We start from the raw sequence: 24,721 nt of genomic DNA, 5'->3' as shown, positions 1-24,721 counted from the left end.
CCGGCGCTGTTGGCCAGTGGGGGCGCCGTCGCGGCCGATCAGGCGCTGCCGCTCTACATCCGGGACAAGGTCGCCAAAACCACGCTGGAGCGTGCGGCCGAAAAGGCGGCACTATGAGCGCCGTGCTCAAACCCGTCGAAGTTCGTTTCGAGCCGCTGACGTTGGCGAAGTTGGACACCGTTTTGCGCGTGGAGCAGCAGGCCTATGCCCATCCTTGGGCCCGGAACAACTTCGAGGATTCGATCAAAGCCGGTTATCAAGTCCAGCTCTTGCTGGCCGATGACACCCTGCTGGGCTATTTTGTCGCCATGAAAGGCGTGGAAGAGGTGCATCTGCTCAACATCACCGTCGCCCCGGATTGCCAGCGCCAGGGCTGGGCGCAGGTGCTGCTCGATGCCCTGTCGTTGTGGGCCAAAGGCCAAGGTGCCGCGTGGCTGTGGCTGGAGGTGCGCATAAGCAATGAGCGCGCCATCCGAGTCTATGAAGCCCACGGATTTCGCCGCGTCGGGCAACGCAAGAACTACTACCCCGGCGCGCACGGGCAACGCGAAGACGCGCTGGTGATGAGCTTGCCGCTTTGAATTCACCAGACCAACGCGCAAGGTCGGCGAAAATGTGCCCATGAGCCTCAACCTTGATTCCCGCCAGCGCGCCATGTTGCAGGAGATGGGGGTGCGCGTCTGGCTGCCTGCGGCGGCGGCCGCGAGCGAGGCGTCGGAGCTGGCGCCAGCGTTGTCAGCCGCGGTGCGGGCCTCGTCGGAGGCATCAAAAGATACTTCAGAAAGCATAGCTGTCTATTCAATAAAGACGGGGGCTACAGCCAAATCAGGCTTAAAGAAATCTGCCGCACCGGCAGCGGAGGAGGTGCTCGCCAGCACCGGTGAACTCGCCGCTGATATCGCCAGCCTGGACTGGCCTGCGCTGACGCAAAGCATGGCCGCCTGCCAGGCCTGCGCCCTGTGCAGCGGGCGCCGCGCCGCCGTGTTGGCGCCGCCCGATGCCCCCCGGCGGGCCGACTGGCTGGTGGTCAGCGAGCCGCCCGATGACGCCGACGAGCAGGCCGGCGCGCCGTTGGCGGGGGCGGCGGGCCAACTGTTCGACAACATGCTCAAGGCACTGGGCCTGACTCGCCACGCCAACAGCGACGGCGCGGCAGCAGCAAGCGCGGCCTACATCACCCCGGTCGTCAAGTGTCGTCCGGGGCAGACGCGCAACCCGACCCTGGCCGAACTCGCCACCTGCGAACCCTACCTGCGCCGCGAGGTCGCGCTGGTGCAGCCCAAGGTCATCCTGGCGCTGGGCCGCTTTGCCGCGCAGGGCTTGTTGCAGGGCAGCATGCCGGAGTTGGCCAGTATTCCGCTCGGCCAATTGCGCGGGCAGACCTACCGCTACCAGGGCATTCCGGTCATCGTCAGTTACCCGCCAAACTACCTGCTGCGCAGCCCGCAGCACAAAGCCCGCGCCTGGGTCGACTTGTGCCGGGCGCAAGACGCGCTGCGGCGCGGCGGCTGAACCGCTGGCGCCGCAGGGCTGGCACTGACAAACTTTTCCTTTTTTTGGCACTTGCGCTTCCTTTTTTTGGCGGGTACATTAAACAGGCATAATCAATACTTGTTTAAAGAACGGGTCAGGTCTTTCGTCTTTGGCGGTTCCATTGACCTGCGTCATTGGCGCTGGCGCCCTGGTCTGCTAGTCTTGCCGCATTAGTTTGGCCCGCCTTTTGGAGCGGACAGTGATGCGCCAGTCAGAGGTGATCCACAATCCCATAACCATGATGAAACCCATTTCGGACAACCCCCTTGTGCCCCCGCTGGCGACGTCATCCCTGGAGCTGGTTTGCCCGGCGGGCAGCCTGCCCGCGCTCAAGGCGGCGATTGACAACGGCGCCGACTGCGTTTACCTCGGCTTTCGCGATGCCACCAACGCGCGCAACTTTGCTGGCCTCAATTTTGACGAAGCCGCCATTGAGACCGGCATTCGCTACGCCCATGACCGCGGCCGCAAGGTGTTCGTGGCGCTCAACACCTACCCGCAGGCGGCCAAAGCCGAGCTCTGGCAGCGCGCAGTTGACCGTGCCGCGCACAGCGGCGTCGACGCCGTCATCCTGGCCGACCCGGGCATGATGGCCTACGCCGTCAAACACCAGCCGCAATTGCGCCTGCATTTGTCGGTGCAGGGCTCGGCCACCAACTACGAGGCGCTTGATTTTTATTACCAACACTTTGGCATTGCGCGCGCCGTGCTGCCGCGTGTGCTGTCGCTCGTTCAGGTCGAGCAGGTGCTGGAGAAAACGCCGGTCGAGATCGAGGTGTTTGGCTTTGGCAGCCTGTGCGTGATGGTCGAGGGGCGCTGCGCCCTGTCCAGCTACGTGACCGGCGAAGCGCCCAACACCAATGGTGTCTGCTCGCCGCCCAAAGCGGTGCGCTGGGTTGAAACGCCGCAGGGCCGCGAGTCGCGCCTGAATGGCGTGCTGATTGACCGCTACGCCGCGGGTGAAAACGCCGGTTATCCCACGCTGTGCAAGGGCCGCTTCGACGTGGGTGACGAGAAGAACTACTACGCCATCGAAGAGCCCACCAGCCTGAATACCCTGTCGCTGTTGCCTGACTTGATGAAAATCGGCGTGAGCGCCATCAAGATTGAGGGCCGCCAGCGCAGTCCGGCTTATGTCGCGCAAGTCACCAAAGTCTGGCGCGAAGCGATTGACAGCTGCCGCGCCAACCCGCAGTTGTACGGCGCCAAACCGGCTTGGATGAGCAGCCTGGACAAGGTCGCCGAAGGCCAGCAGCACACGCTAGGCGCCTACCACCGCCCCTGGAAATGATCGGACTCACGCAAAGCTGCACCAGCGTCGTTGCGCTGCCTTGCCGTACGCTGCGTACTGTCTGCGTCAGCGCGCCTAGCTGGGACAGTTTTCCGCGAGTCCTCAAACATCTGAAAACTAGTTTATGAAATTAGCTCTTGGCCCTCTTCTTTACTACTGGCCGCGCGACGAGGTGCTGGCTTTCTATGCGGCCGTGGCGCAGTCGCCGGTGGACATCGTCTACCTCGGCGAAGCGGTTTGTTCGCGTCGCCACGAGGTGCGGCTGAGTGACTGGCTGGACATCGCTGCCGCCTTGCGTGACGCTGGCAAAGAAGCGATTTTGAGCACCCAGGTGCTGATCGAGTCCGGCGCCGATGTGACCGTGCTGCACAAGATCACCGCCAATGCCCAGTTCATGGTCGAAGCCAATGACATGGGCGCGGTGCATTGCCTGGAAGGGAAAGTGCCGTTCGTTGCCGGGGCGCACCTGAATATCTACAACGTGCCGACGCTGCAATGGATGGCGGCTTTGGGCGTCCAGCGCTGGGTGATGCCGCTGGAGATGGGGCGCGATGACCTCGCGCTGCTGCTCGCTGGCTGCCCCGAAGGAGTGCAGACGGAAGTGTTCGCCTATGGCCGCATGCCGCTGGCGTTTTCCGCGCGCTGTTTTACCGCGCGCCACTGCAATTTGCCCAAGGACGACTGTCAGTTCAAATGCATCGAGCATCCGGATGGGCTGATGATGCGCACGCGCGAGAGCGAAGAGTTTCTGGTGCTCAACGGCATCCAGACGCAGTCGGCCCGCGTGCACAACCTGCTACCCGAGTTGGCGGCGATGCGCGACATGGGTGTCGATGTGGTGCGCATCAGCCCGCAGTCGCAGCACACCCTGCGCATTGTTGAACTGTTTCAGGATGTGATCCAGGGGCGCGTCGGGGCAGAGTCTGCCAACGTCGAACTGCTGGGCTTGATGCCCGAGAAACCGTGCAACGGGTACTGGTACGGCCAAGCCGGGCTGGAGCAAGTGGCGCCCGGTGCTGTGCCCCTGCCTGCTTAAAAGGAGCTTCAAATGAGCGAAGAAACATGGACGATTCCGGCACCGGTCGGGCAACTGTTGGGGCGGCTGCCCGCGTTCCCGGGGTCGGTGATGTTTGTGACCGGCCTGAACCTGGCGCTGGCCAAGAAACTCAACCCTGATGTGACGCAGATGCTGATCGGCAAGAAGCTGCGCCTGTGCGTGACCGATGCCCAATGGGCCTTTGATTTTGAGTGGAAGAGCGACCGCTTTGTGGCTTGCGCTAAAGGCGGCACGGCCGACCTCACCATCAGCGCCGGCGCCCATGATTTCGTCAAACTGGCACGGCGCCAAGAAGACCCCGACACCTTGTTCTTCAACCGCCGCCTGGCGATGGAAGGCGACACCGAGCTGGGCCTGCTGGTGAAGAACACCATTGATGCCATCGAACTGCCCGTGCTTGATTTGGAGCCGTTCAAACCGGCGCAGGTGCTGGCCAGGTTGCGCGCCCGGCTGGTGCCGCATTGAGTGCTGTGCTTGCGGACTTGGGCCGGGAGTCCTGAGCTGTTGTCCATGCCTGAATCAACGCCCGCCAAACGCATCATCATCGCCATCTCGGGTGCCAGCGGCGCCATCTATGGCGTGCGCTTGCTGCAGTGCTTGAGCGGCGTGCCTGGCGTGCAGACCCATTTGACCGTGTCCGAGGCCGGCTGGCTCAACCTGCAGCAAGAGCTGGACCTGACGCGCGCTGAAGTTGAAGCCCTGGCCGATGTGAACTACCCGGTGCAAGACGTGGGCGCTGCGCTTGCCAGCGGCTCTTTTCAGTGTGACGGCATGGTGGTGGCGCCCTGTTCGATGCGCACGCTCGCGGCCGTGGCGCTGGGACTCTCCGACAACCTGATCACCCGCGCCGCTGACGTGATGCTGAAAGAGCGGCGTCGACTGATTTTGATGGTGCGTGAGACACCCTTGAACCTGGCGCACTTGCGCAACATGACGAGCGTGACCGAGATGGGTGGCATCATTTTCCCGCCGGTACCCGGGTTTTATCACCGCCCGCAGACGATCGACGAGATGGTGGACCACACGGTCAGCCGCGTCGTCGATCTGCTGGGCTTGCCCGCCATGAATGCACCGCGCTGGGCGGGGCTGACTGCATCAAACTAAAAAAACCATGGCCTACCGCGACCTTCGGGATTTCATCCAGCAGTTGGAACAATTGGGTGAGCTCAAACGCGTGCAGGCCGAGGTGTCGCCGCATCTGGAGATGACCGCCCTGTGCGACCGGACTCTGCGCGCCGGCGGCCCCGCTTTGCTGTTCGAACACCCCACCGGCCACAGCGTGCCGGTGCTGGGCAATCTGTTTGGCACGACCCGGCGCGTCGCGCTGGGCATGGGCGTCAATGATGTGAGCGAGCTGCGCCAGTTTGGGCATGTGCTCGCCACCCTCAAGGAACCTGAAGCACCGAAAGGCTTCAAGGAGCTGATCGGCATGGGCAGCCTGGTCAAGACGCTGTGGAACATGGCGCCCAAAGAGCTGCGCAGCGCACCGTGTCAGGAGATCGTTTGGGAAGGCGCCGACGTGGACCTGTCGCGCCTGCCGGTTCAGCACTGCTGGCCCGGCGATGTGGCGCCGCTGATCACCTGGGGCCTGGTCATTACCCAGGGCCCGCACAAGGCGCGGCAAAACCTGGGCATCTACCGCCAGCAGGTGCTGGCACGCAACAAAGTCATCATGCGCTGGCTGGCCCAGCGCGGCGGCGCGCTGGACTTCAAGGAGCACGCGGCCCTGCACCCCGGTCAGCCCTACCCGGTGTGCGTGGCCCTCGGCGCGGACCCGGCCACCATTTTGGGGGCGGTGACCCCGGTGCCCGATTCTTTGAGCGAATACCAGTTTGCCGGCCTCTTACGCGGTAGCCGCACCGAGCTGGTCAAAGCCCTGGGCAGCGAACTACGCGTACCGGCCTTTGCCGAGATCGTGTTGGAGGGCCACATCTACCCTGATGCCGCGCATGCCAGCGGCTTCGAGCACGCCATGGAAGGCCCGTATGGCGACCACACCGGCTACTACAACGAGCAGGCCGAGTTCCCGGTGTTCACGATCGACCGCATCACGCAGCGCCGCGACCCGATTTACCACTCGACCTACACCGGCAAGCCGCCCGATGAGCCCGCCATGCTGGCGTTGGCGCTGAACGAGCTGTTTGTGCCGCTGCTACAGCGCCAATACCCCGAAATCACCGACTTCTATCTGCCGCCTGAAGGTTGCAGCTACCGCCTGGCCGTTGTGCAAATCAAGAAGTCCTATCCCGGCCACGCCCGCCGCGTGATGTTTGGCATCTGGAGCTTCTTGCGCCAGTTCATGTACACCAAATTCATTGTGGTGGTGGACGATGACGTCAACATCCGCGACTGGAAAGACGTGATCTGGGCCATCACGACCCGGGTCGACCCGACGCGCGACACGCTGCTGGCCGACAGCACGCCGATCGACTACCTTGACTTTGCCTCACCGGTGAGCGGCCTGGGCAGCAAGATGGGGCTGGACGCCACCAACAAGTGGCCGGGCGAGACCAGCCGGGAGTGGGGCCGACCCTTGACCATGAGTGCCGACGTCACGGCCAAGGTGGAGCAGGTTTGGCAGACGCTGGGTTTATAAGCCAAATAGGCCTCTAGCCCAGGAGATTCGGGAGTACTGAGCTATCAATAGAATAGCATTTCTTCAGGCGTTTTCTTCCGACCCGTCGCGCCTGAACGGATGGCGTTGCGCCAGCGCTTCCAGGTAAGCGCTGATACCTTCTCCCTCGCGCGCCAGGAAACGCTCGACCGCGTCGGCAAAATCCGGATGCGCCAGCCAGTGGGCGCTGGTGGTTTTCACCGGCATCAGGGCACGGGCCATTTTGTGTTCGCCCTGGGCGCCGCCTTCAAAACGCTGGTAGCCGTGCTCGATGCACCAAGCCAGCGGCTGGTAATAACAGGCTTCAAAGTGCAGGCAATCGACCCGCTCCAGCGCCCCCCAGTAACGGCCGTAGGCGATTTTTGTTGTTGCCGTCGACCCGCCGCCAGCCATTTCCCCGTCAGTGCTGACAGCGATCAAGCTCGTCGCGACGGAGTGACCATCGCGCTCAGCCACAAAGAGCAGCCAGTTCTCCGCCATGGTGTCGGCCATGCGCTGGAAGAAGGCGCGACTCAGGTAGGGCGCGTTGCTATGCTCGTAGTACGTGTTTTCGTAACAACGGTAGAAGAAATCCCAGTCGGCGCTGGCAATCGCCGCGCCCAGCGACCAGCGAAAGCTGACGCCTGCGTCGTGTACCTTGCGCCGCTCCTGGCGAATCTTCTTGCGCTTTTCCGGGTTCAGCGACAGCAGGAAATCGTCGAAGTCCCGGTAGCCGCAAGTCCCAGGAACGTGCGCCATAGGCACGGCGGTGGCAAGCGTGGGGGCTCTATTGGTCCAATGAAATTGCACGTTGTGCCGCAGCAGCAAGCCCGCTTCTTGGCAGGCGGCAACATCGTCGTCACTGGCAAACAGCAGGTGCAAGGAAGACAGGCCTTGTTCGCTGCACCACGCGATCAAGGCCCTGATCAGTCGCGTGCGGGTTGCCGCGTCACGGGCCAGCAGGCGGGCTCCGGGCACCGGTGTGAATGGCGAGGCGACGACGGCTTTGGGGTAGTAGGCCAGGCCGTGCTGCCGGTAGGCGTTGGCCCAGGCGTGGTCGAACACATACTCGCCGTACGAGTGGTCCTTCAGGTACAGCGCGCAGGCGCCGACCAGCAGACCTTGCTGCCACAACGTGACAAAACGCGCCGTCCAGCCCGTTTCGGACGTGGCGCTGCCGCTGGCCAGCAGGGCTGCCAGGTATTCGTGGCGCATGAAGGGGTTGGGTGCGCTGGCCGGATCCTGGGTGGCAAGGAGACCGTTCCAGGCAGCAGCATCAACCTGCAGCGGTGAGTCCAGCACGCGGATGACATAGTCGTTTTCAGGCATGTCATCCTCCCTTCGTCTTGCGTTTGTCCGGGGTTTTCGGGCGGTGATGGACCCAGGCGGCGACCCGCTCGGTCCGAACGGAAATATTCATTCTCATGGCTCTCAAAATCAGCATCAAGCGGGTGTCCGGCACGCTTGAACCCGCCGGTTTACACCGACTTCCGCCCTTGCGGTTGGCGGCGACCATGGTGGGGCCACGAATATGCCACAGGTCCGTCCGTCACTTCTCGAGAGTGCCTTTTTAGGCACAGAAAACTGCCGAGTGTGATCGGAGCCATGCCCAGTGGTGAGAAGCCCCCTCGCCGCAAGGCATTTGGTCTTGTCCGACAATCTGGCTTTCAATGTCAGTCCGCCAGACCCCGCCTTATGATCCACGCCCTGAAGATCGATTTCGTCTCCGACATTTCCTGTCCCTGGTGCGCCATCGGATTGGCGTCACTGGAGCAGGCGCTGGACCGCCTGCAGGGCGAGGTCACGGCGGAGTTGCACTTCCAGCCGTTCGAGCTCAACTCGCAAATGCCCGCCGGTGGCCAAGACATTGGTGAGCATCTGGCGCAGAAGTACGGCTCCACGCCCGAGCAGCAGGCACAGATTCGCGACACCATTCGCCAGCGCGGGGCCGAGGTTGGTTTCAGTTTCAATCCCGCCGGGCGCGGCCGCATCTACAACACCTTCGACGCGCACCGCTTGCTGCACTGGGCTGGACTCGAAACACCAACCCAGCAGCCCGCGCTGAAGAAGGCGCTGCTGGTGGCCTGCCATACCCAGGGCCAAAGCATGGAGTCGCACGAAGTTTTGCTGGCTGCGGTGGCGCTGGCGGGTCTGGATGTGGCGCACGCACGCGCCATTTTGGCCAGTGACGAATTCGCCCCCGAGGTGCGCCAGCGCGAAGCGTTCTACACCAGCCAGGGCATTCAATCGGTGCCGGCGATCATCATCAACGATCAGCATCTGATCTCGGGTGGCCAGCCGGTAACGGTGTTCGAGCAGGCACTGCGCCAGATTGCGGCCAGCCAGCCAAGAGAGTAACGCAGGCAATTCCAACCTTTGCCACCGCCGCGGCGATGCCGCTCATCGCGCCCGCTTCTTTCAATCCATCCATACCGGAGTCGCCGCCATGAAACAACAAGACCCCGAGCGCTTTGACTTGGGCGGCGGCCAGTGCACGATGAAAGCCGTGGTGACCACCGGGCATGGCGGCTACGAGCAGCTCGTCTACCGGGACGTGCCGGTACCCACGCTGGCGCCAGGCGAGGTGCTGCTGCAGGTGCTGGCGGCCAGCGTCAACAACACCGACATCAACACCCGGCTGGGCTGGTACGCGGCGTCCGTGACCACGGCCACGCAAGACGTGGCGCTGGCGCGTGAGAACCAGACGGCGCAAGAAACGCCGGACGGCGGCTGGAGCGCGCCCACGCCCTTCCCCTTCATTCAGGGCACCGATTGCTGCGGCCATGTGGTGGCTGTTGCGCCGGGCGTCAGTGAACAGTTGCTGGGCCTGCGCGTGCTGGTGCGCCCCAGCATGCGCCCCTCTGGCTTTGGCTCGCAGGAGAATATCTGGATGGGCTCTGAATTTGACGGCGCGTTCGCGCAATTCGTCAAAGTGCCTGCGGGCGAGGTGTTCGCGGTGAACTGCGACTGGAGCGACGCCGAGCTGGCGACCATTCCCTGCGCTTATGGCACCGCCGAAAACATGTTGCAGCGGGCGCAGCTGGGCCGGCGCGAGCAGGTCGTGGTGACGGGCGCGTCCGGCGGCGTCGGCTCGGCGGTGGTGCAACTGGCCAAGCGGCGCGGGGCGTTTGTGACCGCTATCGCGGGGCGCGCCAAGATGGCGCAAGTCAAAGCCCTGGGCGCGGAACTTGTGCTGGCGCGGGAAGATGATTGGGTGGCGAGTCTGGGCGAGAACACGGTGGACCTGGTGGTTGACAACGTGGCGGGGCCGGCTTTTGGCACCCTGCTCAAGCTGCTCAAACCGGGCGGGCGCTATGTGTCATCGGGCGCGATTGCCGGCCCACTGGTGACCCTGGACCTGCGCACGCTTTACCTGAAGAACCTCACGCTGCTGGGCTGCACCGCCTGGGCCGAGCCCGTATTTGCCAACTTGGTGGACTACATCGAGCGCGGCGAGTTGCAGCCACTGGTGGCGCAAAGCTTTGCACTCGACCAAATCGCACAGGCGCAACGCGCGTTTCTTGACAAGACCCATGTCGGCAAATTTGTGCTGATCCCGCCGCCGCCCGACCCAGCCTGAGCGGCGCTTGTCTCCTTTTGTGTATATTTGTACAAATATTCTCTTGACATTCAAATAGCTCAAAGCTATAATGAAAAGCTGCTTTAAAACCTAAAGCATGGGTAACTTGCCTCCCGACGGGGGTAAATTGCCAGGTCCAGCCCTTGTGGCCGATCCCATTGGCCGAATTTTCGGCCACGCTTTTTTCAGCGTCCTGCCATGGCCGGGCGCCTGCACGGTTCATGAGCGCTCCAAACGGATCTCTTTTGCTGCCACGCATCTGCGCTGCAAAGCGACGCCCGTGTCGCGCTGTCCAGCGCTTTCTTTTAGCCATCAACCCAGGAGGCACCCCGCGTGGCCAAACAAATCATCATCGACCAGGTGTTCAAGGTATTCGGCGACGAGCCGCAAGCCGCGCTGCAACTCGTGCGCCAGGGAAAGACCAAGGCTGACATCCTGGCGCAAACCGGCTGCACCATTGGCGTGTTCGACGTCAGCCTCACCATTGAACCCGGTGAAATATTCGTGGTGATGGGTCTGTCGGGCTCGGGCAAATCGACGTTGGTGCGCATGCTCAACCTGCTGATCGAGCCGACCGCGGGCCGCATTCTGATTGACGGCACCGATATTGACGCGCTGTCCGACGGCAAGCTGCGTGCCCTGCGGCGCAAGGACATCAGCATGGTGTTCCAGTCCTTCGCGCTGATGCCGCACATGACGGTGCTGGACAACACGGCGCTGGGCCTGGAGCTCGCAGGCGTTGGCCGCGCCGAGCGCCATGCGCAGGCCAGCCAGGCGCTAGACCAGGTGGGCTTGAGTGGTTGGGGCGCGAGCTACCCGGACGAACTCTCGGGCGGCATGCAGCAGCGCGTCGGGCTGGCGCGTGCCTTGGCCTCCGATCCGTCCATCTTGCTGATGGATGAGGCGTTTTCAGCGCTCGACCCGATCATCCGCACCGATATGCAGTCGGAACTGCTGCGCCTGCAGGAAATCAAGCGCCGCACCATCATCTTCATCTCCCACGATCTGGACGAAGCCATGCGCATTGGCGACCGCATCGCGATCATGAAGGACGGCCAGGTGGTGCAGGTCGGCACCCCCGACGAGATTCTGCGCAACCCGGCTGACGACTATGTGCGCAGCTTCACCCATGGGGTCGATGCCGCTGCCGTTTTCAAGGCCGCTGACATTGCTCGCAAGAGCCAAGTGGTGGTGTCCGAGCACGCCAGCCGGGGCTCGCGCGCCGCGCTCAAGATGCTGGAGGACCGCGACCGCGACTACGCCTACGTGGTCAGCCCCTCGGAGCAGTACCTCGGCATGGTCTCGGTCGAGTCGCTGCGCAAGGCACTGCACCAACATGTGGGCCCGCTCGGCCTGGCGCAGGCTTTTCTGCCCGGTGTTGAGCCCATCACGGGCGATGCCTACGTGAACAATTTGTACGGGCAGGTCGCGCATGCGCCCTACGCTGTCCCGGTGGTAGCGCAGGACGGACGCTATTGCGGCGCCATCAGCAAGACCACCTTGTTGAAATTCCTGGACCGCGACACCCCAGCGGCGCCCGCCCACTGAGCCTGAAAGGACCTCTCCATGCCAAACACAAACACAGCCGGGGCGCCAGCAACAGGCGCCGATGAATCCACGCTGACCAGCGCCAGCCCATCCCCCTGGGACGTCGCAGAACAACCCGCCGAGGCAGCAACGGCACCCGTCGCAGAACCATCCGCCTGGGACCTGGCCGGACAAGTGGGCCTTGAGTCAGTTCCCGCCAGCGCCGACCCCTGGCTCATGGCGACCGAGCCCACCGGCGGTTCGGCGCTGGACACGGCCGCAGGCGCCAGTGACTGGCTGGACGCGCCGGTCGCAGCGCTGCAGGTTGACAGCGGCTGGCAGATCCAGCAATTGTGGGACGGCTCGCTGCCGGTGCAAGCGTGGATCAATGAGGCTCTGGAATGGATCGTGATGAACTTTCGCCCCTTCTTCCAGACGGTGCGCGCACCGATTGACAGCACCCTGACCTGGGTTGAAGCCTTGCTGCTCAGTGTGCCTTCGCTGGCCATGGTCGCGATCTTCGGCCTGTTGGCGTGGCAGTTTGCCGGACGCATGGTGGCGCTCGGCACCGCGATTTCACTGTTGGTGGTGGTCATGCTGGGCATCTGGCCCGAGGCCATGGTGACGCTGTCGCTGGTGTTGACTTCTCTGGTGTTTTGCCTGGTGCTGGGGCTGCCGCTGGGCATTTTGCTGGCCAGCAGCGAGCGCGCTGAGCGCCTCATGCGCCCGATTCTGGATGCGATGCAAACCACGCCGGCCTTCGTTTACCTGGTGCCGGTGGTGATGCTCTTTGGCATTGGCAACGTGCCGGGCGTGATCGTCACCATCATCTTTGCACTGGCGCCGCTGGTGCGCCTGACCAACCTGGGCATCCGCCAGGTGCGCCCCGACCTGATTGAAGCGGCCCGCGCCTATGGTGCATCGCCCTGGCAGATGCTGACCAAGGTGCAGTTGCCCCTGGCTTTGCCGTCCATCATGGCCGGCGTTAACCAGTCACTGATGCTGTCGCTGTCCATGGTCGTGATCGCCTCCATGATCGCGGTGGGCGGCCTGGGCCAGATGGTGCTGCGCGGTATCGGTCGCCTGGACATGGGTCTGGCCACCGTGGGCGGCTTAGGGATTGTGCTGCTGGCCATTTCGCTGGACCGAATTACCCAGGCCATGGGCCAACCGACCCGCGGCGTGCGCCACTGGTGGTACACCGGTCCGGCTGGCCTGGTGTGGCGCCTGCTGCGTGGCAGCGACAAGCTCTCCAATAGCGCCGAACCAGCGCCGCCAGCCCTCCTGGCACCTGCTGCGCGCTGAAGCAACGACCCCCTATTTCCATTTTTTTAATCTAAACCAAAGGACTCCACCTGATGACATCAACGACCACACGACAAATTATCCAAGACCTACTCGCCACCACTGTACTGGCCTTCGGCCTGACTGCCCCCAAGGCGTAGCGACAGGCGCGATCTTCCCCTTAACCACCACCTATAAAGGATCAACTCCCATGATGAACACCAGAAACTTCACCCGCACCTTGCTCGCCACCGCTTTGCTGACGCTGGGCCTGGCGACCCAGGCCAGCGCAGCCGCCGAATTGCCCGGCAAGGGCATCAAGGTCCAGCCGATCCAGAGTGCCATCGCCGAAGAGACTTTCCAGACGCTGCTGGTCAGCCGCGGCCTGCAAAAGCTCGGCTTTGATGTGCAGCCGATCAAGGAGATTGAACCTGCAACCGGCCATATTGCCATTTCCAACGGCGACGCCACTTTTCTGGCCGACCATTGGGACCCGCTGCATGCCGACTTCTACAAAAATGGCGGCGGTGACGCCAAGCTCTTTCGCCAGGGCACCTATTCAGGCAACGCAGCGCAGGGCTACCTGATCGACAAAAAGACCGCCGACAAGTACAAGATCACCCTCCTCAGCCAGTTGAGCGACCCCCAACTCGCCAAGCTGTTTGACGCCACCGGCGACGGCAAGGCCGACCTGACCGGGTGCAACCCGGGCTGGGGCTGCGAAGGCGTCATCGAGCACCAGCTCACCGCCTTCAAGCTGCGCGACACCGTCACCCACTCGCAGGGCGCCTACGCGGCCCTGATGGCAGACACCATCGCGCGTTTCAAGGCGGGCCAGCCCATTCTTTATTACACTTGGACCCCGTACTGGGTCAGCGGTGTGCTGCGCCCGGGCAAAGAAGTGGTTTGGCTCGAAGTGCCGTTCTCGTCACTGCCGGGCGAACAGGCCAAGCTCGATACGAAGCTGCCCAACGGCAAGAACTACGGTTTCACGATCAACACCCAGCGCATCGTGGCCAACAAGGCTTTTACCGAGCAAAACCCGGCCGCTGGCAAACTGTTTGAAGTGATGCAACTGCCAGTGGCTGACATCAATGCCCAGAACCAGCGCATGAAGAACGGTGAAAACACCCAAACAGACATTGCGCGCCACACCGACGGCTGGATCAAGGGCCACCAGAAGACTTTTGACAGCTGGATCGCGCAAGCCCTGAGCGTCGCCAAAAAATAGGCGCAAGGCCTCGGGCGCACGATTTGACGATCGGCGCCCGTGTTTTGGCGGGGCCTCCCGGGTCACGCGAAAACCGCAGGCAGTCTAGGGCCAGACGCGGGCCGCGCCCCAATAATGAAAGGTCATGGGCCGGGGACCGGGCAGGTAGCGTGTTTGCAGGTCGGGCAAGGCAAAACCCGCCGCCTGCAGCAGCGCCGGAATGTCGCGCCCAAGGTGGCAACCACCGGAGAACTTGCCCCAAAGTGGCTGTAGCCGCTCTTGCCAGCGCCGCACCGAGGCGTCGGGCGCGCGGCCATGCTCGCAATACAGCAATTGCCCGCCGGGCGCGAGCACGCGGCGCATCTCATGCAGGGCGGCCAGCGGGTCAGGAATCGTGCACAACGTGTAGGTGATCAGCACCGTGTCAAAGCTCGCGTCAGGCAGGGGAATTTGTTCGGCCGACAGGCCCAGCAGTTCCACCTCCAGCCCGGCCTGCGCGATGCGTTCACGTGCCAGCGGGTGCAACTCCAGCGCCGGGTCCAGCGCGGTGATGCTGCTGACGCGGCTCTTGTCGTAATAGCGCATGTTCAAGCCCGTGCCAACGCCCACCTCCAGCACCCGGCCTTCTGCCTGCGGCACCAGCAGCTCGCGCTGGCGCCCCACCATCGGCAGGCCGCAGGCGTAGTCGAGCGCACGCGGCAGGATGTGGCGCTCGTACCAGGAACTGCTCATCCCACCTTCACACTGCTGGCGAACGCCACGCGGTCGCGCACCATCTTGGCCTCGGGTTTGGGGTCGGAGTAGTACCACACGGCGTCGGTATTGAGTTCGCCATTGACCAGCAGCGAGTAATAGCTCGCCTGTCCCTTCCACGCGCAAGAGGTCTTGTGGTTGCTGAAGGTGATGAACTCGCGCTTGAGGGTGCCTTCGGGAAAGTAGTAATTGCCTTCCACCAATACGGTGTCGTCACTCTCGGCAATGACGGTGTTGTTCCAGATCGCTTGCATGGATGGCTTTCAGGTTGAATTGGTTTTGATATTGCCGTCGATTATTTGTCAAATCGAGGGAAAGGCGGTCTGCCAAAGTTCAGCTGCTTTGGCAAAATTCTGTATTACCGAGGCCCGGCAGGCGTGTCAGCGCCAAAAGCCCTCTGGTTTCTACTTATAATGCGAGGCTTTTGTGGCAAACGTTGCGTGTAACCTGCGTGTAATTTGAGGGATCAATAATCATGCCGGTCTCCAAATTTGACGCTGATGAGTTGGACGAGTCGGGGTTCAAGCCGCTCAGCGCCGAAGAAGCGCAGGCACTGCGACAACGCCAGCCGCCACTGTCGCCCTGGCGCGTGGTGGTCTGGCAGGCAACCGTGGGTTTGCTGGTGGCCTTGCTGGCCTGGGGCTTGACGCAAAACCGGGTGGCCGGTGTGTCAGCGGCTTATGGCGCGATGGCGGTGGTATTGCCCGCTGCGCTGTTTGCGCGGGGTCTGTCGCGGCAACGACTTGCCGCCCATGCGGGCGCGGCCTTGACTGGTTTTTTTGTGTGGGAAATGGTCAAGATTGCCGTGACCGTGGCCATGCTGGTCTTGGCCCCAAGGCTGATTTCGAATTTGAACTGGCTGGCGCTGCTGGCTGGTTTTGTGGTGACGATGAAGGTGTACTGGGTGGCCATGTGGCTGCGCCCGACGCGCCGCGATCCAATTAACAAGAATTGACTGACTGGTGAAATATGGCTGCTGAAAACGCTGAAGGACATGCCCAAACGGCTGGAGAGTACATCCAGCACCACCTGCATCATCTGCAAAAAAACTTTTCCTTTGAAAATGTCGAGCAGCACAGCATTGTCGATTTCAGTGTCTTCAACCTGGACTCGCTGATCTACTCCATATTGCTCGGTTCGATTGCCTGTTTCTTTTTGTGGCGCGCGGCCAGCAAGGCCACCTCCGGCGTCCCTGGGCGCTTCCAGGCAGCGGTTGAAATTCTGGCGGAGATGGTGGACACGCAGGCCAAGGGCGTGATCCATAACGCCACCAGCCGCAAGCTGGTCGCGCCGCTGGCGCTGACCGTGTTTGTCTGGATTTTCCTGATGAATGCGATGGACATGCTGCCGGTGGACGCCCTTCCGGCCTTGTGGCACGGCGTGGGTCCGGCGATGGGCTACATGAATTACATGCGCGTGGTGCCGACCGCCGACCTCTCGACGACTCTGGGCATGTCGGTCAGCGTGCTGCTGGTGTGCCTGGTCTACAACGTCAAGATCAAGGGTCTGGGCGGCTGGCTTCACGAACTGCTGTCCGCGCCCTTCGGAGACAAATTTTTCCTGTATCCGATCAATTTGCTGATGCAATTGATCGAGTTTGCCGCCAAGACCGTGTCGCACGGTATGCGACTTTTTGGCAACATGTTTGCCGGTGAGCTGATTTTCATGTTGATCGCCTTGATGGGCGGCACATGGGCCTGGCAGTTCAACCCCATGTCGGGTTGGTTCTGGCTAGGAATTGGGCATGTGATTGCGGGAACTGCCTGGAGCATTTTCCACATTCTGGTGATCACGCTGCAAGCCTTCATCTTCATGATGTTGACGCTGATTTATGTGGGTCAGGCCCACAGCTCACACTGATCGTTTAACCGCTTTCTTTTTTCTTTTCTTTCTTTTTCTTTTCTGTACTTTAGGAGTAATCATGGAAAACATTCTCGGCCTCGTGGCACTGGCTTGCGGCATCATCGTTGGCTTGGGCGCTTTGGGCGCCTCCATCGGCATCGCGCTGATGGGTGGCAAATTTCTGGAGGCCTCGGCACGCCAGCCTGAACTCATGAACGAGCTGCAAACCAAGATGTTCATCTTGGCTGGTCTGATTGACGCCGCCTTCCTGATCGGTGTGGCGATTGCCCTGCTGTTTGCCTTTGCCAAGCCTTTCGCCATCTAAGTTTGCTTAAACTTTCACGCTTGAAAGGGAATAAGCAGTGAATATCAATTCAACCCTGTTCCTGCAGGCCATCGTCTTTGCGATTTTGGTGTGGTTCACGATGAAATTCGTGTGGCCGCCGATCACAAAGGCCTTGGATGAGCGGGCGCAGAAAATAGCCGACGGCCTCGCTGCCGCCGACAAAGCCAAGTCCGAGCTTTCTTCCGCCAACAAGCGTGTTGAAGCTGAATTGGCCGTGTCGCGCACCGAGACGACCGCGCGCCTGGCCGATGCGGACCGTCGCGGTCAGAGCATCGTCGAAGAAGCCAAGGCCAAAGCGACCGAAGAAGCCAACAAAATCATTGCGGCTGCCAAGGTTGAAGCCGAGCAGCAAAGCAACAAGGCGCGTGAAGTCTTGCGTGAGCAAGTGGCAGCGCTGGCGGTCAAGGGCGCGGAGCAAATTCTGCGCAAGGAAGTCAATGCCAACGTGCACGCTGACTTGCTTGGCCGCTTGAAGCTGGAACTGTAAGAGCGCAACCATGGCTGAACTCGCCACTATTGCACGCCCTTACGCCGAAGCCTTGTTCAAGGCTTCGCTATCCGACCTCAACGCTGCGGCGCTTTGGGTCGAAGAACTCGAAGCGATTGCCAAGAACCCGCAATTGCTTCAGTTCTCCGACAACCCGAACGTCACAGCCACGCAGGTGTTTGACTTGGTTGCGGGTGTCGCCCAGAGGCCTTTGCCAGAGATGGCACAGAACTTTCTGCGCACCGTGATTGAAAACGGGCGCTTGAGTGCCTTGCCGCAAATCGCGGCGCAGTTTCGTGCGATGAAGAACGCCCAAAGTGGTTCTTCGGACGCGGTGGTCTACAGCGCGTTTGCCATTGACAGCGCGGCCCTGGCCGATCTGGCGGCAACGCTGGAACAGCGCTTTGCGCGCAAGCTCAATGTGTCGGTTCAATTGCAACCTGAATTGATCGGTGGCATTCGCGTGGTGGTGGGGGACGAGGTTCTTGACACTTCTGTCAAAGCCCGTCTGGAACAAATGAAAGTGGCATTGACCGCCTGAGGCATACGCCTCTCGTTGTCGGGCCCATTTAACGAAAGAAGGAAAGAGTCATGCAACTCAATCCCGCAGAGATTTCTGAACTGATCAAGAGCCGCATTGAAGGCCTGACAGCCACGGCGAACATTCGCAACCAGGGCACCGTGGTGTCCGTGACCGACGGCATTGTCCGCATTCACGGCCTGTCGGACGTGATGCAGGGCGAAATGCTTGAATTCCCGGCTGACGCCGAGGGCCAGCCCAGCTACGGTCTGGCGCTGAACCTGGAGCGTGACTCGGTCGGTGCCGTGATTTTGGGTGCTTACGAGCACATCTCGGAAGGCAATACCGTCAAGTGCACCGGCCGTATTCTCGAAGTGCCGGTCGGCCCCGAACTCAAAGGCCGCGTGGTCAATGCGCTGGGTCAGCCAATTGACGGCAAGGGTCCGATCAACGCCAAGATGACCGACGTCATCGAAAAGGTCGCCCCCGGCGTGATTGCGCGCCAGTCGGTGAGCCAGCCGATGCAAACCGGCCTGAAGTCGATCGACTCGATGGTGCCGGTTGGCCGTGGTCAGCGCGAACTGATCATTGGTGACCGTCAGACCGGCAAGACCGCGGTCGCGATTGACGCCATCATCAACCAAAAAGGTCAGAACATGACCTGCGTTTATGTCGCGATCGGCCAGAAGGCCTCGAGCGTCAAGAACGTGGTGCGCTCGCTGGAGCAAGCCGGCGCCATGGAATACACCATTGTGGTGGCCGCTACCGCCTCCGAGTCGGCCGCCATGCAATACGTTGCCGCCTACTCGGGCTGCACCATGGGCGAGTATTTCCGCGACCGCGGCGAAGACGCGCTGATTGTGTATGACGACCTGTCCAAGCAAGCAGTGGCTTACCGCCAGCTGTCCTTGTTGCTGCGTCGCCCGCCAGGCCGTGAAGCCTACCCCGGCGACGTGTTCTACCTGCACAGCCGCCTGCTGGAACGTGCCGCTCGCGTCAATGAAAAGTATGTCGAGGACTTCACCAAGGGTGCCGTGAAGGGCAAGACCGGTTCTTTGACCGCCTTGCCGATCATTGAAACCCAAGCCGGTGACGTGTCGGCCTTTGTGCCGACCAACGTGATCTCGATCACCGACGGCCAGATCTTTTTGGAAACCTCGCTGTTCAACGCAGGTATCCGCCCCGCCATCAACGCCGGTATTTCGGTGTCGCGCGTCGGTGGTGCGGCACAGACCAAACTGATCAAGAACCTGTCGGGCGGTATCCGTACCGACTTGGCTCAGTACCGTGAGTTGGCCGCGTTCGCGCAGTTTGCCTCGGATTTGGACGAAGCGACCCGCAAGCAGTTGGAGCGCGGTGCCCGCGTGACTGAATTGCTCAAGCAAGCGCAGTACAGCCCGCTGCCGATTTCCTTGATGGGCGCCACGCTGTTCGCGGTGAACAATGGCTACCTGGACGATATCGCTGTCAATAAGCTGCTGGCCTTTGAGCACGGCCTGCACGGCTACCTCAAAGATAAGCACGCTGCGTTGCTGGCCAAGCTGGAAGCCGACAAGGCCATGGACAAAACCGCCGAAGCCGAAATGAACGCCGCCACCGCAGCCTTCAAAAAGACCTTCGCTTAAGACCCCTGAAACCCAAGCGAAGGAGTCTTTATGGCAACAGGCAAGGAAATACGCGGCAAGATCAAAAACTTCGAGAGCACGAAGAAGATCACCAAGGCCATGGAGATGATCTCCGTGTCCAAGATGCGCAAAGCCCAGGAACGCATGCGCGCAGCCCGCCCGTATGCAGACAAGGTGCGCAACATCGCTGCCAATTTGGGCCAGGCCAACCCTGAGTACATTCATGTCTTCATGAAGACCAATGAAGCCCCGGTGGTGGGCATGATTGTGGTCACGACCGACAAGGGGCTGTGCGGTGGCCTCAATACCAACGTGCTGCGCAGCGTGACCAACAAGCTGCGCGAACTGCAGGCTGCGGGCATGACGGCGCAAACCGTGGCCATCGGCAACAAGGGCTTTGGTTTTCTCAACCGCATCGGGGCCAAGGTGGTGTCGCATGTGACCCAGCTCGGCGACAAGCCGCATCTGGAGCGCCTGATCGGCCCGGTCAAGGTGCTGCTCGATGCTTACTCCCGCGGTGAGATCAGTGCGGTTTACCTCTCTTACACCAAGTTCATCAACACGATGAAGCAGGAAGTGGTGCTGGAGCAGTTGTTGCCCTTGTCGGCTGCGCGCATGCAAGCCGAGGCCCGGGCCAGCGACACCGCCTCTGGCACCAAGCATGGCTGGGACTACATCTACGAACCCGACGCGCCGGCAGTCATTGATGACCTGCTGGTGCGTTATGTCGAAGCGCTGGTGTACCAGTCCGTCGCCGAGAACATGGCTTCGGAACACGCGGCCCGCATGGTCGCCATGAAGGCGGCGACCGACAACGCGGGCAGCGTGATTGGCGAATTGAAGCTGGTCTACAACAAGACCCGACAAGCCGCGATCACCAAGGAATTGTCCGAGATCGTCTCCGGGGCTGCCGCGATCGGGGCTTAGGCCAACAACGCAGTCCGCTAGCAAGATTCAAACTGATTGGAGCAAAGCCAAATGGCTCAAGATACACAAACGAACGCCGCCGTTCAGGGAAAAATTGTTCAATGTATTGGCGCAGTGGTTGACGTGGAATTTCCACGCGACAAGATGCCCAAGATCTATGACGCGCTCAAGCTCGAAGGCTCGTCATTGACGCTGGAAGTCCAGCAGCAACTCGGCGACGGTATCGTGCGCACGATTGCGCTGGGTTCCTCCGACGGCCTGCGCCGCGGCCTGATGGTGTCCAACACCGCGCACCCGATCATGGTGCCGGTCGGTACCGCCACGCTGGGGCGCATCATGGACGTGCTGGGCACGCCGATTGACGAGCGTGGCCCGGTCAACGCTGAAAAATACTCCTCGATTCACCGCACCGCACCAACCTATGACGAGCTCAGCCCGTCGCAGGAACTGCTGGAAACCGGTATCAAGGTGATCGACCTGGTCTGTCCCTTTGCCAAGGGCGGCAAGGTCGGCTTGTTCGGTGGCGCTGGCGTGGGCAAGACCGTGAACATGATGGAACTCATCAACAACATCGCCAAGGCACACTCCGGCTTGTCGGTGTTTGCCGGTGTCGGTGAACGGACCCGCGAAGGCAATGACTTCTATCACGAAATGGCCGATTCCGGCGTCGTGAACCTGGAGAACCTGGGCGAGTCCAAAGTCGCCATGGTGTACGGCCAGATGAACGAGCCCCCGGGCAACCGTCTGCGCGTGGCCCTGACCGGTCTGACCATTGCCGAGTCCTTCCGCGATGAAGGCAAAGACGTGCTGTTTTTTGTGGACAACATTTACCGTTTCACGCTCGCCGGCACCGAAGTGTCGGCGCTGTTGGGCCGGATGCCTTCCGCCGTGGGCTACCAGCCGACGCTGGCCGAAGAAATGGGCCGATTGCAAGAGCGCATCACCTCCACCAAGGTGGGTTCGATCACGTCCATTCAGGCCGTTTATGTGCCTGCCGATGACTTGACCGATCCAAGCCCTGCCACCACCTTTGCCCACCTGGATTCCACCGTGGTGCTCAGCCGTGACATCGCCTCGCTCGGTATCTACCCGGCTGTGGACCCGCTCGATTCGACCAGCCGTCAGCTCGACCCTAATGTGGTCGGGCAGGACCATTACGAGACGGCGCGCGCGGTGCAGGGCACCTTGCAGCGCTACAAAGAGCTGCGCGACATCATTGCGATTCTGGGCATGGACGAGTTGGCACCAGAGGACAAGCTGACGGTGGCGCGTGCGCGCAAGATCCAGCGTTTCCTGTCGCAGCCGTTCCATGTGGCTGAAGTGTTCACCGGCTCGCCCGGCAAGTACGTTAGCTTGGCTGAAACCATTCGCGGCTTCAAGATGATTGTGGCGGGCGAGTGCGATCATCTGCCGGAACAGGCGTTCTACATGGTCGGCACCATCGACGAAGCGTTCGAGAAAGCCAAGAAAATATAAGGGCCCGGTCCCCAACTGATTGAGAAGGAGCCCCATGAATACCATCCACGTTGATGTGGTAAGTGCCGAAGAGTCCATCTTCTCTGGCGAGGCGCGCTTCGTCGTGTTGCCCGGTGAAGTGGGTGAACTCGGCATTTACCCGAACCACACGCCGTTGATCTCGCGCATCAAGGCGGGTTCGGTGCGCATTGAAAAAGCGGACGGCAGCGAAGAATTTGTCTTTGTCGCCGGCGGCCTGCTCGAAGTGCAACCTAACTGTGTCACGGTCCTCTCAGACACCGCCATTCGCGGCAAGGACCTCGACGAAGAAAAGGCCAATGCCGCCAAACTGGCCGCTGAAGAAGCCATGAAGAATGCCAAGACCGATATCGACCTGGCACGGGCGACGTCTGAACTGGCCGTCATGGCCGCGCAAATTGCGGCGTTGCGCAAGTACCGGCAGAAAAAATAACGGATTGCCATCTGGCGGCCGTTCTTACCGGCCCAACATGAAAAGCCCGCCTCCGCAAGGAGCCGGGCTTTGCTGCTTTCTGGGCTTGCACCGAATCAATTCAATATCGGCGCGTCGGGTAGTTCGTTCGGATTCGCCTTGTTGGCGACTAGCGGAAAGTGCTGCACCAGCAGCGCGGACACTTCAGCCAACGCATTCGTCAGGCCTACTTCAAACTGCGCCTGCTTAAAAGCGCCGCTCATGCGCGTCACCAAGGCCGGCCAAAAGGCGGGTTCCACCCGTTCATTCAAGCCCCGATCAGCCACAATCTCGATCTCATGCTCGGCCAGCAGCAGGTAGATCAGCACGCCGTTGTTGGCAGCGGTATCCCAGACGCGCAGCTGGCTGAACAGGTCCAGCGCGCGCTGGCGGGCGATTTGCTGCGTTGGCGCATCGGTCCACAGGTGGCCCAGCGGCAACCCGGCCTCGATATAGATGCGGACCTCCCCTGAATGGCGTTGTTCGCTTGCCGCCACCCGTTGCTGCAGGCGCTCAAGCAGGTCAGGCGCGATGACGTGCTGGGTGGCCGCGTCATCGACCCAGCGGTGCCTGAAAATGCGCTTGAGCCGGCTCAGCATCACCATCTTCCCGAAGCGCCGCCGCCACCAAAGTCACCACCGCCACCCGAGCCGAAGCCACCACCGCCACCAAATCCACCACCGCCAAAACCGCCCCCCGAGCCCGTACCCCAGCCGCCATGGCGACCGCTACCGCGCCCACTGGTGGGCATTGATCCCGAGAACAGCGCGAACAGGAACGCTGCCATCGCCGCCAGCACGACCAGCACGAGGCTGGTCGTGGCAAACCAGGCGATGCCGCCCACCACGCCACCCGTGGCCAAGGAGCCCAGCCTGTTACCCAAGACGCTGCGCGCCACGCCGCCCAGCACCGGGACGGCAAAGAACATGAAGATGGCCAGGTCCGTCCACTGAAAACCGGCCCGCCCGCCCTGGTCAGCCGCTGCGGGCAAGGGCAGCGCTTCACCGGTCACGAGCGCCATCAACTGATCGACGGCAGCGTCGAGCCCGCCAACGAAATCACCCTGTTTGAAGCGCGGCGTGATGGCGTGCTCAATGACGCGCTTGGCGGCCAAGTCGGGAATGGCGCCTTCCAGCGTCTTGGCGACCTCAATGCGGACCTGGCGGTCGTCCTTCGCGACGATCAGGAGCAGGCCGTCGCCAATCTCCGTGCGCCCGATCTTCCAGCTGTTGGCGACCCGGTTGCCGTAGCTGGCGATGTCCTCGGGCTGCGTCGTTGGCACCAGCAGCAGCACCAGCTGGGTGCCACGGCTCTGCTCAAACGCGGTGAGTTTTGCTTCCAGCTGCTGCTGCTGCGCGGCGCTCAAGGTGCCGGTGCTGTCGATGACATGGCCCGTAAGTGCCGGCACCGCCAACTGCGCCTGCGCGTGGGACAGCAGCATCAGCCCGCCCAGGCAGACCAGCAGCAGCCAGCGCCCCAGTCGACGCAGTGGCGCGAACCCGCTCTGCAGCAGAAAAATGGCACGCATTGGTGCGACGGGCGCCAAACTATTTCTTGTTGAAATCAACCACGGGCGGCGTTGATATGGACGCCTCGTTTTGTACGCTGAAGCTGGGTTTGGGCTGGTAGCCAAAGACCATGGCAGTCAGGTTGCTGGGGAAGCTGCGCGCCAGCACGTTGTAGGCCTGCACCGCCTGAATATAGCGGTTGCGCGCCACGGTGACCCGGTTCTCGGTGCCCTCCAACTGCACGCGCAGATCCGAAAAACCCTGGTTGGCTTTGAGATTGGGGTACTGCTCAGCCACCACCATCAAGCGGCTCAAGGCCGAACCCAGCTCGCCCTGCGCCGCCTGAAACTTGTTGAAGGCCTCCGGGTTGTTCAAGGTTTCGGGCGTCACCTGGATCGAGGTCGCCTTGGCGCGCGCCTCAATCACCCGGGTCAGCGTCTCCTGCTCAAAGGCAGCCTCGCCCTTGACGGTGGCCACAATGTTGGGCACCAAGTCAGCGCGGCGTTGGTATTGGTTGAGCACCTCGCTCCAGGCCGACTTGGTTTGCTCGTCCAGACGCTGAAAATCGTTATAGCCACAGCCGGTCAGAGACAGGGCGGTCAACAGAAGCAGGAACCAGCGTGTCATATGAACCTCCAATTTGAAGAGCATAACCTTAGCATAAACACGCATTGCCATCTTGAGCTTTCTGTG

General features: G+C 61.7%; 27 protein-coding genes and 1 pseudogene. 22 read left to right on the top strand and 6 right to left on the bottom strand.

The features are described 5' to 3' along the window. The 8 genes and pseudogenes from GZ093_RS08350 to ubiD all read left to right on the top strand — a co-directional run. Positions 1–117 (top strand): annotated as a pseudogene (locus GZ093_RS08350) (tRNA (adenosine(37)-N6)-threonylcarbamoyltransferase complex dimerization subunit type 1 TsaB); the annotation flags it as partial. Continuing rightward, entirely contained in the window at positions 114–581 is a 468-nt protein-coding gene (gene rimI, locus GZ093_RS08345) for a ribosomal protein S18-alanine N-acetyltransferase (RefSeq protein WP_296484751.1), read from the top strand. The pseudogene GZ093_RS08350 and the gene rimI, both read left to right, overlap by 4 nt. A 40-nt stretch (positions 582–621) precedes the next feature. Next, positions 622–1,512 (top strand): uracil-DNA glycosylase, encoded by an 891-nt coding sequence (locus GZ093_RS08340; protein WP_296484748.1) that lies wholly within the window; start codon positions 622–624, stop codon positions 1,510–1,512. 262 nt (positions 1,513–1,774) lie between these two features. Beyond that, a complete protein-coding gene (locus tag GZ093_RS08335) occupies positions 1,775–2,824 on the top strand; it encodes a peptidase U32 family protein (RefSeq protein WP_296484744.1) in 1,050 nt (349 codons plus the stop codon). A gap of 124 nt (positions 2,825–2,948) precedes the next feature. Then, entirely contained in the window at positions 2,949–3,860 is a 912-nt protein-coding gene (locus GZ093_RS08330; protein ID WP_296484737.1) for a U32 family peptidase, read from the top strand. A gap of 12 nt (positions 3,861–3,872) precedes the next feature. Continuing rightward, positions 3,873–4,346 (top strand): SCP2 sterol-binding domain-containing protein, encoded by a 474-nt coding sequence (locus GZ093_RS08325; protein ID WP_296484732.1) that lies wholly within the window; start codon positions 3,873–3,875, stop codon positions 4,344–4,346. Positions 4,347–4,391: 45 nt separating this feature from the next. Further along, the gene (locus GZ093_RS08320) at positions 4,392–4,985 is read left to right on the top strand and encodes a UbiX family flavin prenyltransferase (RefSeq protein ID WP_296484730.1); all 594 of its coding nucleotides are present in this window, start codon (positions 4,392–4,394) and stop codon (positions 4,983–4,985) included. 7 nt (positions 4,986–4,992) lie between these two features. Further along, positions 4,993–6,477, top strand: coding sequence for a 4-hydroxy-3-polyprenylbenzoate decarboxylase (gene ubiD, locus GZ093_RS08315; RefSeq protein WP_296484727.1), 1,485 nt, complete (start codon positions 4,993–4,995; stop codon positions 6,475–6,477). Between the two features lie 63 nt (positions 6,478–6,540). Here the strand turns inward: ubiD and GZ093_RS08310 are convergent, their stop codons facing one another. Next, positions 6,541–7,803, bottom strand: a complete 1,263-nt coding sequence (locus GZ093_RS08310) for a GNAT family N-acetyltransferase (protein ID WP_296484724.1) — start codon at positions 7,801–7,803, stop codon at positions 6,541–6,543. A 366-nt stretch (positions 7,804–8,169) separates the two neighbouring features. Here GZ093_RS08310 and GZ093_RS08305 point away from each other — a divergent pair, with 366 nt between their 5' ends. The 5 genes from GZ093_RS08305 to proX all read left to right on the top strand — a co-directional run bounded on the left by GZ093_RS08305 (position 8,170) and on the right by proX (position 14,096). Then, complete coding sequence (locus GZ093_RS08305; RefSeq protein ID WP_296484723.1) at positions 8,170–8,832, top strand: DsbA family oxidoreductase; 663 nt, start codon at positions 8,170–8,172, stop codon at positions 8,830–8,832. Positions 8,833–8,920: 88 nt separating this feature from the next. Further along, positions 8,921–10,054 carry an alcohol dehydrogenase family protein gene (locus GZ093_RS08300; protein WP_296484722.1) on the top strand — a complete coding sequence of 378 codons (1,134 nt, stop codon included), beginning with the start codon at positions 8,921–8,923 and terminating at the stop codon, positions 10,052–10,054. Between the two features lie 333 nt (positions 10,055–10,387). Further along, on the top strand, positions 10,388–11,602 hold the full coding sequence (gene proV, locus GZ093_RS08295; protein ID WP_296484719.1) for a glycine betaine/L-proline ABC transporter ATP-binding protein ProV: 1,215 nt from the start codon (positions 10,388–10,390) through the stop codon (positions 11,600–11,602). 18 nt (positions 11,603–11,620) lie between these two features. After that, positions 11,621–12,886, top strand: coding sequence for a glycine betaine/L-proline ABC transporter permease ProW (proW, locus tag GZ093_RS08290; protein WP_296484717.1), 1,266 nt, complete (start codon positions 11,621–11,623; stop codon positions 12,884–12,886). A 193-nt stretch (positions 12,887–13,079) separates the two neighbouring features. Continuing rightward, positions 13,080–14,096, top strand: coding sequence for a glycine betaine/L-proline ABC transporter substrate-binding protein ProX (proX, locus tag GZ093_RS08285; RefSeq protein ID WP_296484753.1), 1,017 nt, complete (start codon positions 13,080–13,082; stop codon positions 14,094–14,096). A gap of 84 nt (positions 14,097–14,180) precedes the next feature. Here proX and GZ093_RS08280 read toward each other — a convergent pair whose 3' ends face one another. Further along, the gene (locus GZ093_RS08280) at positions 14,181–14,807 is read right to left on the bottom strand and encodes a methyltransferase domain-containing protein (protein WP_296484714.1); all 627 of its coding nucleotides are present in this window, start codon (positions 14,805–14,807) and stop codon (positions 14,181–14,183) included. After that, on the bottom strand, positions 14,804–15,082 hold the full coding sequence (locus GZ093_RS08275; protein WP_296484711.1) for a DUF427 domain-containing protein: 279 nt from the start codon (positions 15,080–15,082) through the stop codon (positions 14,804–14,806). The genes GZ093_RS08280 and GZ093_RS08275 overlap by 4 nt, the downstream gene beginning before the upstream one ends. 221 nt (positions 15,083–15,303) lie before the next feature. On the opposite strand from GZ093_RS08275, the gene GZ093_RS08270 reads away from it, so the two are divergent. The 9 genes from GZ093_RS08270 (at position 15,304) to GZ093_RS08230 (ending at position 22,502) form a co-directional block, all read left to right on the top strand. Continuing rightward, complete coding sequence (locus GZ093_RS08270; RefSeq protein ID WP_296484708.1) at positions 15,304–15,783, top strand: ATP synthase subunit I; 480 nt, start codon at positions 15,304–15,306, stop codon at positions 15,781–15,783. 14 nt (positions 15,784–15,797) lie between these two features. Continuing rightward, positions 15,798–16,688 (top strand): F0F1 ATP synthase subunit A, encoded by an 891-nt coding sequence (gene atpB, locus GZ093_RS08265; RefSeq protein WP_296484705.1) that lies wholly within the window; start codon positions 15,798–15,800, stop codon positions 16,686–16,688. Positions 16,689–16,749: 61 nt separating this feature from the next. Next, positions 16,750–16,995: a F0F1 ATP synthase subunit C gene (atpE, locus tag GZ093_RS08260; protein WP_296484693.1), complete on the top strand. Its 246-nt coding sequence runs from the start codon at positions 16,750–16,752 to the stop codon at positions 16,993–16,995. A 37-nt stretch (positions 16,996–17,032) separates the two neighbouring features. Further along, entirely contained in the window at positions 17,033–17,503 is a 471-nt protein-coding gene (locus GZ093_RS08255; RefSeq protein WP_296484690.1) for a F0F1 ATP synthase subunit B, read from the top strand. Positions 17,504–17,513: 10 nt separating this feature from the next. Beyond that, a complete protein-coding gene (locus GZ093_RS08250; RefSeq protein ID WP_296484688.1) occupies positions 17,514–18,044 on the top strand; it encodes a F0F1 ATP synthase subunit delta in 531 nt (176 codons plus the stop codon). 50 nt (positions 18,045–18,094) lie between these two features. Beyond that, complete coding sequence (gene atpA, locus GZ093_RS08245; protein WP_296484684.1) at positions 18,095–19,648, top strand: F0F1 ATP synthase subunit alpha; 1,554 nt, start codon at positions 18,095–18,097, stop codon at positions 19,646–19,648. A gap of 30 nt (positions 19,649–19,678) precedes the next feature. After that, the gene (atpG, locus tag GZ093_RS08240; RefSeq protein WP_296484682.1) at positions 19,679–20,575 is read left to right on the top strand and encodes a F0F1 ATP synthase subunit gamma; all 897 of its coding nucleotides are present in this window, start codon (positions 19,679–19,681) and stop codon (positions 20,573–20,575) included. 51 nt (positions 20,576–20,626) lie between these two features. Then, complete coding sequence (gene atpD, locus GZ093_RS08235; RefSeq protein ID WP_296484679.1) at positions 20,627–22,051, top strand: F0F1 ATP synthase subunit beta; 1,425 nt, start codon at positions 20,627–20,629, stop codon at positions 22,049–22,051. Between the two features lie 34 nt (positions 22,052–22,085). After that, the gene (locus GZ093_RS08230; RefSeq protein ID WP_296484676.1) at positions 22,086–22,502 is read left to right on the top strand and encodes a F0F1 ATP synthase subunit epsilon; all 417 of its coding nucleotides are present in this window, start codon (positions 22,086–22,088) and stop codon (positions 22,500–22,502) included. A gap of 95 nt (positions 22,503–22,597) precedes the next feature. Here GZ093_RS08230 and GZ093_RS08225 read toward each other — a convergent pair whose 3' ends face one another. The 3 genes from GZ093_RS08225 to GZ093_RS08215 are packed head-to-tail and all read right to left on the bottom strand — an operon-like array spanning position 22,598 to position 24,655. Then, positions 22,598–23,119, bottom strand: a complete 522-nt coding sequence (locus GZ093_RS08225) for a TPM domain-containing protein (RefSeq protein WP_296484673.1) — start codon at positions 23,117–23,119, stop codon at positions 22,598–22,600. After that, positions 23,119–24,048 carry a TPM domain-containing protein gene (locus tag GZ093_RS08220; RefSeq protein WP_296484670.1) on the bottom strand — a complete coding sequence of 310 codons (930 nt, stop codon included), beginning with the start codon at positions 24,046–24,048 and terminating at the stop codon, positions 23,119–23,121. The genes GZ093_RS08225 and GZ093_RS08220 overlap by 1 nt, the downstream gene beginning before the upstream one ends. Positions 24,049–24,067: 19 nt before the next feature. Beyond that, positions 24,068–24,655 (bottom strand): LemA family protein, encoded by a 588-nt coding sequence (locus GZ093_RS08215; RefSeq protein ID WP_296484667.1) that lies wholly within the window; start codon positions 24,653–24,655, stop codon positions 24,068–24,070. Positions 24,656–24,721 lie beyond the last annotated feature (66 nt).

This window comes from Rhodoferax sp. (assembly GCF_010365055.1).
Lineage (GTDB): Bacteria > Pseudomonadota > Gammaproteobacteria > Burkholderiales > Burkholderiaceae_C > Rhodoferax.
Note: the sequence above shows the minus strand (reverse complement) of the source record. Positions and strands in the feature narration are given on the sequence as shown.

Excerpts from the sequence above, each read along its gene's own strand:
- rimI (WP_296484751.1), top strand. The coding sequence starts at position 114 with ATGAGCGCCGTGCTCAAACCCGTCGAAGTTCGTTTCGAGCCGCTGACG.
- GZ093_RS08340 (WP_296484748.1), top strand. The coding sequence starts at position 622 with ATGAGCCTCAACCTTGATTCCCGCCAGCGCGCCATGTTGCAGGAGATG.
- GZ093_RS08335 (WP_296484744.1), top strand. The coding sequence starts at position 1,775 with ATGAAACCCATTTCGGACAACCCCCTTGTGCCCCCGCTGGCGACGTCA.
- GZ093_RS08330 (WP_296484737.1), top strand. The coding sequence starts at position 2,949 with ATGAAATTAGCTCTTGGCCCTCTTCTTTACTACTGGCCGCGCGACGAG.
- GZ093_RS08325 (WP_296484732.1), top strand. The coding sequence starts at position 3,873 with ATGAGCGAAGAAACATGGACGATTCCGGCACCGGTCGGGCAACTGTTG.
- GZ093_RS08320 (WP_296484730.1), top strand. The coding sequence starts at position 4,392 with ATGCCTGAATCAACGCCCGCCAAACGCATCATCATCGCCATCTCGGGT.
- ubiD (WP_296484727.1), top strand. The coding sequence starts at position 4,993 with ATGGCCTACCGCGACCTTCGGGATTTCATCCAGCAGTTGGAACAATTG.
- GZ093_RS08310 (WP_296484724.1), bottom strand. The coding sequence starts at position 7,803 with ATGCCTGAAAACGACTATGTCATCCGCGTGCTGGACTCACCGCTGCAG.
- GZ093_RS08305 (WP_296484723.1), top strand. The coding sequence starts at position 8,170 with ATGATCCACGCCCTGAAGATCGATTTCGTCTCCGACATTTCCTGTCCC.
- GZ093_RS08300 (WP_296484722.1), top strand. The coding sequence starts at position 8,921 with ATGAAACAACAAGACCCCGAGCGCTTTGACTTGGGCGGCGGCCAGTGC.
- proW (WP_296484717.1), top strand. The coding sequence starts at position 11,621 with ATGCCAAACACAAACACAGCCGGGGCGCCAGCAACAGGCGCCGATGAA.
- proX (WP_296484753.1), top strand. The coding sequence starts at position 13,080 with ATGAACACCAGAAACTTCACCCGCACCTTGCTCGCCACCGCTTTGCTG.
- GZ093_RS08280 (WP_296484714.1), bottom strand. The coding sequence starts at position 14,807 with ATGAGCAGTTCCTGGTACGAGCGCCACATCCTGCCGCGTGCGCTCGAC.
- GZ093_RS08275 (WP_296484711.1), bottom strand. The coding sequence starts at position 15,082 with ATGCAAGCGATCTGGAACAACACCGTCATTGCCGAGAGTGACGACACC.
- GZ093_RS08270 (WP_296484708.1), top strand. The coding sequence starts at position 15,304 with ATGCCGGTCTCCAAATTTGACGCTGATGAGTTGGACGAGTCGGGGTTC.
- atpB (WP_296484705.1), top strand. The coding sequence starts at position 15,798 with ATGGCTGCTGAAAACGCTGAAGGACATGCCCAAACGGCTGGAGAGTAC.
- atpE (WP_296484693.1), top strand. The coding sequence starts at position 16,750 with ATGGAAAACATTCTCGGCCTCGTGGCACTGGCTTGCGGCATCATCGTT.
- GZ093_RS08250 (WP_296484688.1), top strand. The coding sequence starts at position 17,514 with ATGGCTGAACTCGCCACTATTGCACGCCCTTACGCCGAAGCCTTGTTC.
- atpA (WP_296484684.1), top strand. The coding sequence starts at position 18,095 with ATGCAACTCAATCCCGCAGAGATTTCTGAACTGATCAAGAGCCGCATT.
- atpG (WP_296484682.1), top strand. The coding sequence starts at position 19,679 with ATGGCAACAGGCAAGGAAATACGCGGCAAGATCAAAAACTTCGAGAGC.
- atpD (WP_296484679.1), top strand. The coding sequence starts at position 20,627 with ATGGCTCAAGATACACAAACGAACGCCGCCGTTCAGGGAAAAATTGTT.
- GZ093_RS08230 (WP_296484676.1), top strand. The coding sequence starts at position 22,086 with ATGAATACCATCCACGTTGATGTGGTAAGTGCCGAAGAGTCCATCTTC.
- GZ093_RS08225 (WP_296484673.1), bottom strand. The coding sequence starts at position 23,119 with ATGCTGAGCCGGCTCAAGCGCATTTTCAGGCACCGCTGGGTCGATGAC.
- GZ093_RS08220 (WP_296484670.1), bottom strand. The coding sequence starts at position 24,048 with ATGCGTGCCATTTTTCTGCTGCAGAGCGGGTTCGCGCCACTGCGTCGA.
- GZ093_RS08215 (WP_296484667.1), bottom strand. The coding sequence starts at position 24,655 with ATGACACGCTGGTTCCTGCTTCTGTTGACCGCCCTGTCTCTGACCGGC.